This is a genomic window from Flindersiella endophytica, assembly GCF_054779015.1.
This window is the reverse complement of record NZ_BAAGYY010000031.1, coordinates 355,583-369,288: the sequence shown is the minus strand read 5'-3', so window position 1 is coordinate 369,288 and position 13,706 is coordinate 355,583. Positions and strand designations below refer to the sequence as shown.

General features: G+C 69.6%; 14 protein-coding genes. 9 read left to right on the top strand and 5 right to left on the bottom strand.

Annotated elements, in window-relative coordinates; all coding sequences use genetic code 11:
* The first annotated feature begins 212 nt into the window (after positions 1-212).
* The 3 genes from ACYVF6_RS37510 to ACYVF6_RS37500 are packed head-to-tail and all read left to right on the top strand — an operon-like array spanning position 213 to position 2,072.
* Positions 213-653, top strand: coding sequence for a pyridoxamine 5'-phosphate oxidase family protein (locus tag ACYVF6_RS37510; protein WP_460528680.1), 441 nt, complete (start codon positions 213-215; stop codon positions 651-653).
* 17 nt (positions 654-670) lie between these two features.
* The gene (locus ACYVF6_RS37505; RefSeq protein WP_460528678.1) at positions 671-1,447 is read left to right on the top strand and encodes an arylamine N-acetyltransferase family protein; all 777 of its coding nucleotides are present in this window, start codon (positions 671-673) and stop codon (positions 1,445-1,447) included.
* A 19-nt stretch (positions 1,448-1,466) separates the two neighbouring features.
* On the top strand, positions 1,467-2,072 hold the full coding sequence (locus ACYVF6_RS37500) for a hypothetical protein (RefSeq protein ID WP_460528676.1): 606 nt from the start codon (positions 1,467-1,469) through the stop codon (positions 2,070-2,072).
* Here the strand turns inward: ACYVF6_RS37500 and ACYVF6_RS37495 are convergent.
* On the bottom strand, positions 2,053-3,009 hold the full coding sequence (locus tag ACYVF6_RS37495; protein WP_460528674.1) for a carbohydrate kinase family protein: 957 nt from the start codon (positions 3,007-3,009) through the stop codon (positions 2,053-2,055). The two genes, ACYVF6_RS37500 and ACYVF6_RS37495, sit on opposite strands and share 20 nt — an antisense overlap.
* A gap of 34 nt (positions 3,010-3,043) precedes the next feature.
* Between ACYVF6_RS37495 and ACYVF6_RS37490 the strand changes: the two genes are divergently transcribed.
* The 4 genes from ACYVF6_RS37490 to ACYVF6_RS37475 all read left to right on the top strand — a co-directional run bounded on the left by ACYVF6_RS37490 (position 3,044) and on the right by ACYVF6_RS37475 (position 7,681).
* Positions 3,044-4,492: a glycoside hydrolase family 32 protein gene (locus tag ACYVF6_RS37490; protein WP_460528672.1), complete on the top strand. Its 1,449-nt coding sequence runs from the start codon at positions 3,044-3,046 to the stop codon at positions 4,490-4,492.
* An 80-nt stretch (positions 4,493-4,572) separates the two neighbouring features.
* Complete coding sequence (locus ACYVF6_RS37485) at positions 4,573-5,571, top strand: arabinan endo-1,5-alpha-L-arabinosidase (protein ID WP_460528670.1); 999 nt, start codon at positions 4,573-4,575, stop codon at positions 5,569-5,571.
* Positions 5,572-5,591: 20 nt separating this feature from the next.
* Entirely contained in the window at positions 5,592-6,698 is a 1,107-nt protein-coding gene (locus tag ACYVF6_RS37480; protein ID WP_460528668.1) for a hypothetical protein, read from the top strand.
* A gap of 158 nt (positions 6,699-6,856) precedes the next feature.
* Entirely contained in the window at positions 6,857-7,681 is an 825-nt protein-coding gene (locus tag ACYVF6_RS37475; RefSeq protein WP_460528666.1) for a class I SAM-dependent methyltransferase, read from the top strand.
* Positions 7,682-7,805: 124 nt separating this feature from the next.
* Here the strand turns inward: ACYVF6_RS37475 and ACYVF6_RS37470 are convergent, their stop codons facing one another.
* On the bottom strand, positions 7,806-8,657 hold the full coding sequence (locus ACYVF6_RS37470) for an AraC family transcriptional regulator (RefSeq protein WP_460528664.1): 852 nt from the start codon (positions 8,655-8,657) through the stop codon (positions 7,806-7,808).
* Positions 8,658-8,772: 115 nt separating this feature from the next.
* On the opposite strand from ACYVF6_RS37470, the gene ACYVF6_RS37465 reads away from it, so the two are divergent.
* Positions 8,773-9,657, top strand: coding sequence for a phytanoyl-CoA dioxygenase family protein (locus ACYVF6_RS37465; RefSeq protein WP_460528662.1), 885 nt, complete (start codon positions 8,773-8,775; stop codon positions 9,655-9,657).
* 15 nt (positions 9,658-9,672) lie between these two features.
* Here the strand turns inward: ACYVF6_RS37465 and ACYVF6_RS37460 are convergent, their stop codons facing one another.
* The 3 genes from ACYVF6_RS37460 to ACYVF6_RS37450 all read right to left on the bottom strand — a co-directional run bounded on the left by ACYVF6_RS37460 (position 9,673) and on the right by ACYVF6_RS37450 (position 12,200).
* A complete protein-coding gene (locus ACYVF6_RS37460; protein WP_460528660.1) occupies positions 9,673-9,876 on the bottom strand; it encodes a hypothetical protein in 204 nt (67 codons plus the stop codon).
* Positions 9,877-10,097: 221 nt separating this feature from the next.
* Positions 10,098-10,949: a phosphoenolpyruvate hydrolase family protein gene (locus ACYVF6_RS37455; RefSeq protein ID WP_460528658.1), complete on the bottom strand. Its 852-nt coding sequence runs from the start codon at positions 10,947-10,949 to the stop codon at positions 10,098-10,100.
* A complete protein-coding gene (locus tag ACYVF6_RS37450; RefSeq protein ID WP_460528656.1) occupies positions 10,950-12,200 on the bottom strand; it encodes a Tm-1-like ATP-binding domain-containing protein in 1,251 nt (416 codons plus the stop codon). It abuts the gene before it with no gap.
* Between the two features lie 55 nt (positions 12,201-12,255).
* Here ACYVF6_RS37450 and ACYVF6_RS37445 point away from each other — a divergent pair, with 55 nt between their 5' ends.
* Positions 12,256-13,701, top strand: coding sequence for an aminotransferase-like domain-containing protein (locus ACYVF6_RS37445; RefSeq protein ID WP_460528653.1), 1,446 nt, complete (start codon positions 12,256-12,258; stop codon positions 13,699-13,701).
* The last annotated feature ends 5 nt before the right edge of the window (positions 13,702-13,706 follow it).

The window sequence follows — 13,706 nt, the reverse complement described above, 5'->3', positions numbered from 1 at the left end:
GGGCCGTAGCCACCCGCTACGACAAACTCTCCACCCGCTACCAAGCCATCCTCGAAATCACCGCCATCAACGAATGGCTTCCCTTACTTCGAAACACGCCCTAGTCCCGGCCGGTCCCACCCACCCGGCCCTACGACCTCGGGCCGGGTGGCCCTCGTCTCGCGGCCCGCCGGCTGTGAAGGTGGCGGAGGGTGATCGGCGAAAGGGTTGATTTGAATTCGGAGATCGGGGAAGTGCTGGACGGCAAGTCTGTAGCCCCGCGGCGCGCGGTCCGGCTGGACACGGAGGAGTCGCTTCGGCTGCTCGGCACCGTCCAGGTCGGGCGCGTGGTCTTCTCCTACGAGGCGATGCCGGCGATCCGTCCGGTGAACCACCTTGTTGAGAACGGCAAGGTGATCATCCGGGTGCACGAAGGCGCGGCGATCATCCCGGCCGCACTGCGTCAGGCGGTGGTCGCGTACGAAGCCGACGACCTCGACCCGGATCGGTTGGTCGGCTGGAGCGTGATCGTCACGGGCATGGCGCGGTTCGTCACGGACAAGGAGCAGATCGCGGAGTACGCGCGGCGGCTGCGGCCCTGGATCGACAGCGCGATGGACCACGTGATCGAGATCAGCCCTGGCCAGGTCACGGGGATGCAGCTCGTCGAGTAGGCAGCTACGTTTGCCTGATGGACGACCAACGCGTCTCGGCGTACCTCGAACGGATCGGCCTGGCGGTCGAGCCACCCAGCGCGGACTATCTGCGCCGGCTGCAGACGGCGCACCTACGGTCGGTGCCGTTCGAGTCGCTCAGCATCCACCTCGGCGAGCCCATCGTGCTCGAGGAGGACCCGCTGTTCTCCAAGATCGCGACCGGGCGGCGCGGTGGGTTCTGCTACGAGTTGAACGGCTTGTTCGCCGGGCTGCTGGCCGGGCTCGGCTACGACGTCACGTTGCACGCGGCCGCGGTGCAGATGGGTCCTACGCTTGGGCCACCGTTCGACCATCTGGTGTTGCGCGTGGTCGCCGACGGCGAGCCGTGGCTGGTCGACGTGGGCTTCGGCGACTTCTCGCACGAGCCGCTGCGGTGGGACGAACGCGCCGAGCAGGCCGACCCGTCGGGTGCCTACCGGCTGGAGGAGAAGGCTGCCGGCGACCTGACAGTCAGCCGCGGTGGCGATGCGGTCTACCACGTCGAACAGCGGGCGCGCCGGCTCTCCGACTTCGTACCGACGTGCTGGTGGCAGCAGACGTCGGCGGACTCGCACTTCACGCACGCGACGGTGTGCTCGCTGCTCACCGCGAACGGCCGCGACACCATCCGCGACCGCAAGCTGATCGAGACCAACGCCGGGCAGCGGACCGAGCGCGAGGTGGCCGACGACGAGGAACTGCTCGCGTTGTACGTCGAGCGGTTCGGCGTACGGCTGGACAAGGTTCCCGAGCCGAAGCACCCACAGCCCTAGGTTTGGCAGGAGGACAGCCATGAGCGACCGGCCGCCGTGCACCGTGGCGGTGGTGTGCGGGGCCTCCGGCGTCGGGAAGACCTGGGTGGCCCGAGGGCTGGCACACCGCTACGGCGTACCCCTCGGTGAGGCGGACGACATCTGCACGGCGCTGCAGGCGATCACGACGCCGGAACAGCAGCCGTTGTTGCACTATTGGGACACGCACCCCGAAGCATCCGCGTGGCCGCCGGCGAGGATCGCCGACCTCCACCTCTCGGTCGTCGACGCGTTGCGGGGCGCCTACCACGCGGTGGTCGCGGACCACGTCGAGTCCGCGACCCCGGTGGTGCTCGAGGGCGACTACCTGTCGCCGGAGCTCGCAGCCGGCTTCGGCGGGCAGGTCCGCGCGTTCGTCCTGGCCGAGCCGGACGCGGCCCAGATCGTCGCGAACTACCTCTCCCGCGAGCCGGACGAGGAAGAGCAGCACGTCCGCGCCCGGGTCAGTGTCGAGGTGAACGAGCGGCTGACCGTACGTGCCGTGGCGGCAGGCGCCCCCGTGATCCCGGCCCGGCCCTGGTCAGACCTCCTGGACCGCGCCGACGCCGCCCTCCGGGAGGGCCGGCCTAGGCCGGGGACGCGGTGAGCTGGTCGCGCCAGGGCGGGTTCGCGCCGGCGACGCCGCAGGTGAAGGCGGACACCTGGGCGGCGAACTCCAGCGCCCGGTGTACGTCGTCGGCCTGCAAGTGGGCCAGCTGGTCGTCCAGGTGGCCGTGTTCGCCGAGCCAGCACAGCAGGCCGGCCGTGAACGAGTCGCCGGCGCCGACGGTGTCGACCGCCTCGACCGGCAAGGCCGGCTGGGCGATCCGCATGCCGTCCAGCGAGGCGACCGAGCCCTCCGCGCCCAGCGTCAGCACGGCCAGCCGGATGCCGCGCTCGTGCCAGGCCTTGCTCGCCGACGCGAACGACTCGCCCGGGCAGAGCTCGGCGAAGTCCTGGTCGCTGAGCCGGAACAGGTGCGCCAGCCCCAACCAGTGCTCGAGCCGCTCGCGGTAGTCCTCGGCGGGCGCGAACCTGGTGCGGAGGTTCGGGTCGATCGAGATGGTCGCGTGCGAACGGACGGCCGCCAGCAGGCCTTCGATCCGCTGCCCGCCGGGCTCGCGGATCAACGCCATCGAACCGGTGTGTACGCAAGCGGCACCACTCGTGTGCCGCGGATCCAGCTCGTCGGAAGTCCACTGCCAGTCGGCCGTTCCGTCGGCGTAGAAGTCGTAGACCGCGTTCCCGCCGGCGTCGAGGGCGGCCAGCGCAACGGTCGCTTGCTCCGCAGCCGCCACCGCGGCCGACAGGTCGACGCCGGACGCGGCGAGGTGGTCGCGGATCAGCCTGCCGAACGGGTTGCCGGACAGCCGTCCGAGATAGCGGGCCGGCGCGCCGAGCCGGGCCAGTGCCACGGCGGTGTTGACCGGCCCACCGCCCGGCAGCACCCGCAGGTGCAGTTCTGTCTGCGGCTGCGTCGACGACGCGTCACCGAGCACGAACGCGTCGGCAACGGCTTCACCGATCACGACAATGGGCCGCATGGAGGTTCCTCACGTGGTACTAGGTTGGATGCCCGTGGACAGTCATCGCCCAGCGTTTCACTTCGTCGCACCGACCGGCTGGATGAACGACCCGAACGGCGTCGGCCAGTGGAACGGCACGTACCACCTGTTCTACCAGTACAGCCCGGACTCCCCGGCCAACGACGCCAAGGAGTGGGGCCACGCGACGAGCACCGATCTCGTGCACTGGTCGGACGAGCCGGTCGCGCTCTCGCCCACACCCGGTGGCCCGGACGCCGACGGCTGCTGGTCTGGCGTACTCCTGAACGACAACGGCGTGCCGACGCTGGTCTACTCCGGCAATCGCGACGACCAGCAGCGCCCGTGCATCGCGACCGGTGACGCCGACCTGCGCCACTGGCAAAAGTACGACGGCAATCCCGTGATCGCCGAGCCGCCGGCCGAGCTCGACCTGGTGGCGTACCGCGACCACAGCGTCTGGCGGGAGGGCGAGGTCTGGTCGCAGCTGGTCGGCGCCGGCATCCGCGGCGAGGGCGGCACCGCGCTGCGTTACACCTCGACCGACCTGCGCCACTGGACGTACGAGGGCCCGATCCTCGTCGGCGACGCGAGCGCCACCGAGCCGGTCTACACCGGAACGATGTGGGAGTGCGTCGACTTCGTCCGCCTTGCCGACAAGCACGTTCTGATCCTCTCCGCCTGGGACGAGGGCTCGACCAACCACTCCGCCTACTACACGGGCACCTACGCCGACGGCCGGTTCACCCCGGAGCACCTCGGCCTGCTCGACTACGGCCTGAACTTCTTCTACGCACCGCAGTCGTTCCGCGACGAGTCCGGCCGGCAGGTGATGTACGGCTGGCTGCAGGAAGGCAGACCAGACGCCGTTCGCGCGCACGGCTGGTCCGGTGCGATGTCGCTGCCGAGGCGGCTCGAGCTCGCCGCCGACGGCAGCCTGTTGCAAGTTCCCGTTGACGAAGTGGCCGCGCTGCGTGGCTCACATGCCGGCGTCCCTGCGGCGGATCTCCAACCAGGCCAGGCGATCGACCTCGACCAGGTGCACGGCGACCAGCTCGACCTCGAGGCCACCCTGGTCCTCTCCGCCGAAGCGTGCGTCGAGCTGGCGATCCGCAGCACACCCGACGGCGCCGAGCAGACCGTTGTCGTGCTCGACCGGGCGGCCGGCGAGCTTCGGCTCGACCGCAAGAACAGCAGCCTCGGTGCCGATCTCGACACCCGCGACCTGCGCGGCCCGCTGCCGATCGGCCCGGACGGCGTTGTGGAGTTGCGCGTCATCGTCGACCACTCCGCGCTGGAGATCTTCGCCAACGGACGTGCGCTGACCGCCCGGGTCTACCCGACCCGCGAAGACGCCACCGGCGTACGGATCGCTGCGTCGAACGCCCCGGCCAGCCTGACGCGGCTGGACGCCTGGACGATGACCGGCATCTGGGACGGACCTCGGCAGGCCCGACCGGATCCGGCGACATCATCGAAATAGCCGGTCGAAAGCGTCGAATCGGCACCACACCGGGCTAGCGTTGCGAGTGGCCGGGCTTCGCCCTCTCTGCGGAGTTCATCATGCTGTCGAAGAAATACGCAGTCCTGCTTGCGATCTCGCTGCTCAGCCTGGTCGGTGTCGCCCGTCCGGCGACCGGTGTGGTGGGGCCGGTGACGCCGCAGGCGTATCCCAACCCCGGCAGGGTCACCGGCGACATCGGCGTGCACGACCCCGCGGTGGTGAAGTCGTCGGGCGGCACGTACATCCTCGTGCACACAGGCGACAACCTGCCGATCAAGACCTCGACGGACCGGACCGCCTGGCGCAACGCGGGCGTGGTCTGGCCGAACGGCGCCTCGTGGACGACGCCGTACACCGCCGGCGGTCGCAGCCTCTGGGCGCCGGACATCTCGTATCGCAACGGTCAGTACTACCTCTATTACTCCGCCTCGACGTTCGGCTCGCAGCGGTCGGCGATCTTCCTGGCCACCAGCTCGACCGGCGCGGCAGGTTCCTGGACACACCGCGGGCTGGTGATCGAGAGCAGCAGCAGCGTCAACTACAACGCGATCGACCCGAACCTGATCGTCGACGCGTCCGGGCAGTGGTGGCTGAGCTTCGGCTCGTTCTGGACCGGCATCAAGCTGATCCGGCTGGACAACTCGACCGGGCTGCGGTCGACCTCGGACACGCAGGTGCGGTCGCTGGCCAACCGGCAGTCGACGGGCACGTCGGCCGTCGAGGCGCCGTTCGTCTACCGGCACGGGAGCTCCTACTACCTGTTCGTGTCGTTCGACCTGTGCTGCCGCGGTGCGAGCAGTACGTACCGGGTGATGGTCGGGCGGTCGAGCTCGATCACCGGACCGTACGTCGACCGCGACGGACGGGCGCTGACCTCGGGCGGTGGCACGGAGATCCTCGCCGGGCACGGCTCGATCCACGGGCCGGGACACCAGGCGATCGTTCCCGATGCGGACGCCGACGTCATCTACTACCACTACTACAACGACAACGGCACGCCGTTGCTCGGCATCAACCTGATCGGCTGGGACTCGGCGAGCTGGCCCTACGTGTACTGAGTTTCGTGTAGCTTCCATCCATGAAACGTCGCATGGGGTGGAGTGCCGGGGCTGCCGTGATCGTGCTCGCCGTGAGCGGGTGCGGGGTGCTCGGCGGTGGTGGGGGAGAAACCGGTTCCCTGGAGTCGATGCTCGGCCAGGTGCCTGACAACGCCGGCAACCGGACGTCGCTGATCTACGGCAGCCTCGCGCGCCTGCGCGGCGACGCCCCTCCGGCCAAGGACGACGAGGCCGACCTCAAAGCGCTGATGAAGAAGTCCAACGGCACCTTCGTCATCGCCGAGCCGGCGCAGAACTACATCCTCGCCGGGTTCTCCAAGGAGGCCGGCTTCGGCCTCCGAGACATCGACTACTCCGTCCAGGCCGGCCAGCCGCCGAACGTGCTGTCGGTGTTCGGCGGCCGGTTCGACACCGGCAAGGTCGACACCACGCTGACCAAGAACGCCTCGTTCGCCAAGGAGACCAAGACCGGCGAGCACGCGGGTGTGAAGACGTACTCCGTCGGCAAGAACGGCACGCTCGACATGCGAGCGCAGAGCGCGCTCCGCCCGGTCGGCAACGCGCTGCGCATCGGCGTGACCGGGGAGCAGATCTGGCTCACCTCGAAGGACCAGCTGCTGAACGGCGCGCTCGACGTCGCTGACGGCGACGGCACCTCGCTGGCCGACGACGACCGCTACGTCGAGGTCGCCAAGGCGGTCGACGAGGCCAAGGCGTTCAACGCCATCGTGCTCGGCGACCCGCGCTCGCTCACCGCCGACGCGGCGGGGATGCTGGGCGACCGGGCCACGCCCGAGCAGGCCGCCGCGCTCCAGAAACAGATCGACGCGGGCAAGCTCGGCCTCGCGCCGTGGCAGGTCGCCGCGGTGGCGGACGCACCGGGCGAGCTGGTCATCGCGCTCTCGCACGCCGACGAGGCGGCCGCCAAGGACAACGAGAAGCGCCTGCGTACCGTCATCGAGCAGGGCACGTCGCTGCTGGACGCTCGGCGGTGGTCGGAACGGTTCAGCATCACCTCGATGCAGGTCGACGGTGATCTGCTGGTCGCGCACCTGAAAGCAGAGCGGCCGATGGCGCTCAGGCTGATCCAGGCGAAGGACAACCTGATCCTGATCGCGAAGAAATAGCCGCGGTCTCGCGTAACGTCCTGCCGTCATTCGTCACAGGTCGGGATCGAGGCTGAGGTCGGTGCCTGAACTGGTCCAGGCCTGAACCGGCGAGCAGCTCCGATCATCAGCGGCTCGTGCTTTACTAAGGCATTACCTTTGGCGAGGCGTGGAGTGGCATGAGCGAGCAAGGTGTCCCTGACGGTGTCGACCCGAACCGGATGAGCGTCGCGCGGGTGTATGACGCTCTGCTGGGTGGCACGCACAACTTCGAGGTCGACCGGCAGGCCGTCGAGCACATGAAGCGGCTGTTCCCCGACATCGTGCAGTGGGCCTGGGGCAACCGCGGCTTCCACCAGCGGGCGGCGCGGTGGCTCGCCGAGGAGGCCGGCGTACGGCAGTTCGTCGACATCGGCTCCGGCTTACCGACGCAGAACAACACCCATGAGGTCGTCCACTCGATCGCTCCCGGCTCCCACGTCGTCTACGTCGACATCGACCCGATGGTGGCGGCGTACGCGAACTCGTTGCTGGCCGGCGCCGAGAACACCCTCTTCATCCAGGGTGACCTGCGCGAGCCGCAGGGCATTCTCGGCAACGCACAGTTGCGCGAGGCGATCGACTTCGATCGGCCGGTCGCGCTGATGCTCACCGCGATCCTGCACTTCGTCCAGGACGACGCCGAGCCGTGGCGGATCGTGGCGGAGTACGTGGACGCGCTGCCGTCGGGCAGCTACCTCGCAATCTCGCACAGCACGACCGACGGCTGGGGGCAGAAGGCGACGACGGGGATCGAAGACCTGTACAAGAACGCGAACGAGCAGCCGCGGAACCGGACCAAGGCCGAGGTATCGCGGTTCTTCGAGGGCCTGGAGATCGTGCCTCCGTACACCGGCGCCCCACGCGAGCTCACCTTCGGAGGCCTCTGGGGTGCCGACAACCCCGAAGAAGCCGACGACGACGCGTCCCACGCGCTCTACTGCGCGGTCGCCCGCAAGCCGTAGCCGTAGCCGCATCCGGAGCGGCGGCTCAAGCCGGACCGACGAAACCCCCGGCGAGCAGGCGGCGTGGCAGACGAACACCCGCTCGAGCAGGCCGCCGGTGTGGAGCCCGGCATGGAACCCGCGCTCAGGTCCGGTCATCGAGCAGGTCCCGTGGAGACCTGCCGGTATATCGGCGGACCGTGCGGTAGCACTGGGCGTAGCTGCCGAACCCCGCCGCGAAGCTCGCCGCCGTCATGGAAACCGGTTTCGGCTGGGCGATCAGCTCGCGAAAGCGCTGCAGGCGTTGCTTGTTACGGAAGTCCGTCATCGACTCGCCGAGTTGCTGCTGGAACAACGTGGAGAGCCATGGCCGGCTGACCTGGCACCGTGCCGCCAGTGCGTCGAGGTCGTTGGCTTCGGACTCGCTCGCGTGGTCGTACAGCCAGCGCGCCGCCGTCTCGACGGCCGGGTGCAGGTGGTCGCCGGTGGCGAGCGCGTCGGCGTTCTGGTGCGTGCGCCAGCACTCCGACAGCAACCACGCCAGGCCGATCCGGTGCCGTCGCGCCGAGACGCGGGGGGCGAGGAGCTGCTCGAAGACCCTGGCCAGCTCGCGCGCCTCGGCCTTGGTGACCACCCTGGCCAGCGCCTCGTCCGCGGGCGGCGCCTCGCCGAGCCACGCACGCGGCGGGCTCACGTCGCCGGCGTCGGCGAGGACGAGCCGCGGCCGGAACACCCCGATCCACATCCGCAGGTCGGCGGACTGGTCGATCAGCCGGTGCGGCTGGTGCGGCAGCAGCCATCCAAGTCCCTGCGGCGGAAAGCGCACCCGCCGGCCGGACACGAGGTACTCCGCCCACCCCTGCACGACCAGGTTGACCTCGAGCTCGTCGTGCCGGTGGTGCCGGCCCATCGGGGGCATCGCCCACGCCTGGTGGAGGCTCGTCCAACCGTCGCGGTCGGGCGCGAGCCGCAGGTCCTCGGCCACCAGTGCAGTCAAGAGGCTCACCTGACCAGATGCAATAAATCTCGAACGAACGGTAATGCGCCCTCCGGCAAACCTTGTCACTCTGTTGACACAACCGCGACGCCCGCTCTCGTACGGAGGTTACCAAATGACCATTGTGGCCAAGGCCGATGTGGAATCGCCCAGCGGCGAAGCGCTCAGCCGGCAGGAGCGCGACTACCTGTTCGACGTCAACGGCTTCCGGGTGCTGCGCGGCGCACTCAGCCCGGATCAGGTCACCCGCCTGAACGACTGGGTAGACGACAAGGACCTCGACGCCCTGCGGCCAGGCGACTGGATCGGCGACGTCGAGGTGCACACGTACGGCTCCGCGGACGGCGTCAACTTTCAGAACGTGATCGAGGGCGGGCCGGTCTTCGAGGAGCTGATCGACAATCCGTCATGGATCGACGAGGTACGCCGGTACATCGCGCACGGTGACCACGGTGTGCGTACCGACGAGACGTTCCTCAACATCCGCCGCCGCGGCGGATACATCCCGATCCACTCCGGCGGCAACAACGTCCGCTTCACCGGGCTGTTCCGCTGGCAGAACGGCAGCTGGGCGGTCGGCCAGATCAACGTCCTGATGGCACTCACCGACATCGGGCCCGGCGACGGAGCGACGACGGTGGTGCCCGGCAGTCACAAGGCGGCCGATGATCATCCGCAGCGTGACTGGGGTGCGGGCAACGGCGGTGACAGGGCGATCGGCATGCAGGAAGTGCATCTGCGTGCGGGTGATGCGCTGATGTTCACCGACGGGATCTGTCACGGGTCGATGCCGCGGACCAACCCGGGTGAGCGGCGGGTGTTGATCTACCGATATGCGCCGCATCTGCTGGCGCACCGGATGAACTACATCCCGTCGGAGGAGTTGATCGCCCGGCTCACGCCGGAGCGGCAGAAGATGGTGATGCCGATCGCGCCGCGGATGCGTCCCGGCCGTACGTTGACCGCCGAGGCCTTCCCACACGACGCGATCGGTGGCTGACCACCCAGGGAGAGATCAGTCGGCGACGACCTCCAGGTAGCCCCGGATCACCCGGACGGCTGCGTCGACGTCGTCGGCCGGCGCGATCGGGTCGACCGTAGAGGGTTGCCAGCGAAAGCACAGCTGGTCCTCTTGCATCTCGCACCACACGGTGCGATCGAGCGTGCCCTGTGCACGGATCACGAAGCTCAGCTGGCCGAGCTCGGTGTTGTCACGCACAGGATCGACAGTGAAACCAGCGGCGGTGAGTTGCTCCCTAAGGCTTTCCAGATGTGGGCGCATATCGACATACATCAGCTACTCCATGCGCACACGCTGCGCGCTTCGACCTACGACGGCGATCGGCTGGGCCGCCTCTACTTACCGTAACCCGAGCCAAATCATGACCAAATCGGTACAGATCTGGCCAGATTCCGATAAGACCGTATTTACGTTACCGCCTAGCCCACGTTTCCGTCACCTGACAAAGGCAGATCGACGAAGGCTCGTACCTGCTCGGTGATCGCTCGCTCGACGGGCAGCCGCTCCATGGACGACGCGCCGTAGAAACCGTGAACGCCCTGTGCACGTTCCAGTACATACGCAGCGTCACCAGGCTCGGCGACTGGACCACCATGACACAGGACGAGTACCTCGGGGCGCACCGCCCGGGCCGCGGCCGACCATTCGGTGGCCAGTTCGACGCAATCGTCGAGGGTGCGAGCGGTCTCCGCGCCGATCGCACCGCCTGTGGTCAGGCCGAAGTGGCACACGATGATGTCGGCGCCGGCCCCGGCCATCGCCTCGGCGTCGGCGGCCGAGAAGACGTACGGCGTGGTCAGCAGGTCGAAGGCGTGCGCGCGCCGGATCAGGTCGACCTCGTGCGCGTAGCCCATGCCGGTCTCCTCGAGGTTGGCGCGGAACGTCCCGTCGATCAGGCCGACGGTCGGGAAGTTCTGCACACCGGAAAAGCCGAGGCGGCCGAGCTCGGGCAGGAAGACATCGGGGTCGTAGAACGGGTCGGTGCCGTTGACGCCCGCCAGCACCGGTGTGTGCTCGACGACCGGCAGCACCTCGCTCGCCATCTCGACGACGATCTCGTTGGCGTTGCCGTACGCCAGCAGCCCGGCCAGCGAGCCGCGCCCGGCCATGCGGTAGCGGCCGGAGTTGTACAGCACGATCAGGTCGATGCCGCCGGCCTCCTCGCACTTCGCCGACAGCCCGGTGCCGGCGCCACCGCCGACGATCGGCTGACCTGCGTCGACCTTCTTGCGCAGGCCCGCGAGGATGACGGCTCGGGCGATACGGCTCATCTACTTGACCCCTGTCCTGGTGTGCTTGCTGATGTACGCGTGCAGCTGGTCGACCATCGCGTTCGCGAACGCCGGGTCGTTCACGTCGAGGTCCAGCTCGACCAGGTCGACCGCGGACCGGTCCAGGTTGGAGCGGATCGCGTCGAAGAGCGCGGCGTCGGCGGCCGGGTCGTGGAACGGGCCGCCCTCGACTGCAATCGCGGACACGCCGCGCAGCGGCAGGAAGACCGTGGCCGGGCCGGTGGTGGCCGACACCCGTTGGGCCAGGCGTTTGCCCAGTTCGGCGCACTCCTCTGGCGTTGTCCGCATCAACGTGACGCTGGGGTTGTGGACGTAGAGGTTCCGCCCCTCGAACTCCGCGGGCACAGTCTCGCGCGGCCCGAAGTTCACCATGTCGAGCGCACCGACCGAGACGACCTGGGGGATGCCGGCCTGGCCGGCGGCCGTGAGCCGGCCGCTGCCCGCCGAGAAGACACCGCCGACGAGCTCGTCGGCGAGCTCGGTCGTGGTGACGTCGAGGACGCCGGCCAGCCAGCCGTCGGCGGCGAGCTGCTCGAGCGTGCGCCCGCCGACGCCGGTCATGTGGAACACCAGCACCTCGTAGCCGGTCTCTTCCAGGCGCTGCCGGGCCTGCGTGACGCACGGTGTCGTGACGCCGAACATGCTGGCCGCGACGAGCGGCCGGTCGGACCCGCCGCCTCCGGTCGCCGCGGCATCCGGTGGCGGCGCGGTGACCATGCCGCAGATTGCGGCTGCCGCATTCGCCAGGATCCGCGCGCTGAGCCGGTTGACGCCCGCGACGTCCGTCACACTCGGGAACAGCACGAGATCGGTCTCGCCGACGTACGCACGCGTGTCGCCGGATGCCGCTGTCGACACGATCAGCTTCGGTACGCCGAGTGGCAGCCGGCGGAACGCCTCGGCGGCGATCGACGTGCCGCCCGTGCCGCCGAGTGCCAGCGCGCCGTCGACCCGGCCGTCGGCGTGCAGCTGCGCCAGCACGCTCGCGGCGCCGGCTGCCATCGCGGTGACCGCGGCGCCCCGGTCCTCGGCCGTCCTGAGCGCGGCCAGGTCGGCGCCGGCCGCCGCGGCGACCTCGGCACGGGTGACGTCCGGCTCGAACCCGGGCTCGCCGAGCACTCCGGTGTCGATAACCAGCGCTTCCACGCCGGCCGCCCGCAGCCGGTCACGGACGAAGGCGTACTCCACACCCTTCGTGTCGAGTGTGCCGAGGAGTGCAACAGTGGCCATGGGACAACCCGCCTTTCGCTCCTAGCCCCGGTCTACCCGGACCATAATCAACAAGATGAGGGCGTCCAGGGCCAGATCCAATTGGGCGCCGGTGGCCTACTTCGGCGCGGCCCGGCTCACCCGGCTGCTCGACGACTGGGCGGATCGGCCCGGCGGGATGAGCACTCGGCTGGCCGAGACGATCCGGCAGCTCGTGCGTACCGGCGCGCTGCCGGCCGGCGCTCGGCTGCCCTCCGAGAGGGAGTTGGCCGCGGCGCTCGGCGTCGCCCGGACGACGATCGGGCAGGCGTTCGACGTCCTGCGTGGCGACGGTGTGCTGGTGAGCCGGACGGGCGCGGGTACGTTCGTGTCGGCGTCGGCCGGGCACGCGACCGCGCGCGGCGACGACCGGCTGCGGTCGTTCGCCCAGGCCCACGCGGCGAGCCGGATCGACCTGCGCAGCGCGGCTCTGCCGGGGGTTCCGCTGGTGGCCGAGGAGCTGTCGCGGCTGTCGGGTGGCGACTTTACGGAGTTGCTGGACTCGCACGGGTACGTGCCGGGCGGGCTGCCGGCGCTGCGGTCGGCGATCGCCGGCTACTACGCCGACCAGGGTTTACCGACCGACGCTTCGCAGATTCTGGTGACGTCGGGTGCGCAGCAGGCGACCCGGCTGCTGGCCGAGGCGCTGCTCGAGCCGGGGCGAACCGTGATCGTCGAGGAGCCGACGTTCCGGGGCGCGATCGAGGTGCTGCGGGCGGCCGGCGCGAGCCTGGTCTGCGTACCGAGCGGTGTTTCGGGGGTCGAGGTGCCTGCGTTCGAGGCCGCGGTCCGGCGGCACCGGCCGGTGCTCGCGCTGCTGCAGACCTCGGTGCACAACCCGACCGGTTCCGTGCTTCCGCCGGGGGCGCGATCTGCGGTAGCCGCAATTTCCGGTACCTACGATCTGCCGGTCATCGACGACGCGGCACCGGCGGACTGCCTGGTCGACGGAACGCTGCCGCCACCACTTGCGACGTACGGCGGCCAGGTGCTGACGATCGGCTCGGCGAGCAAGGGCTTCTGGGGCGGCCTGCGGGTCGGATGGGTGCGGGCGGACGCGGAGCTGGTCGACCAGCTGACGATCGTGAAGGGTGCGGAGGACCTCGGCACCTCGCTTCCCGCCCAGGTCGTCACGACGCGGCTGCTGGCGCGGACCGATGAGGCGCGTGCGTACCGGCGCACGTCACTCGGCGCGGTCCGCGAGCTCGTACTGGCGAAGCTCGCGGCCGGCCTGCCGGAGTGGCGGCCGTTGGTGCCGGCCGGCGGCGCCTCGTTGTGGGTCGAGCTGCCATCCGGCTGCTCGGCGACGGCCTTCGCCGAACGAGCGGGCCGGGCCGGTGTCGACGTCCTGGCCGGCCCGACGTTCAGCTGCCGCGACGAGCTCGACGGCTACCTGCGGGTCGCCTTCGCCGCGCCGCTCGAAGAGGTCGCCGCCGGCGTCGACCGCCTCGTCGACGTGTGGCGGGCCTGGGCCGCGCCGTAAATGAC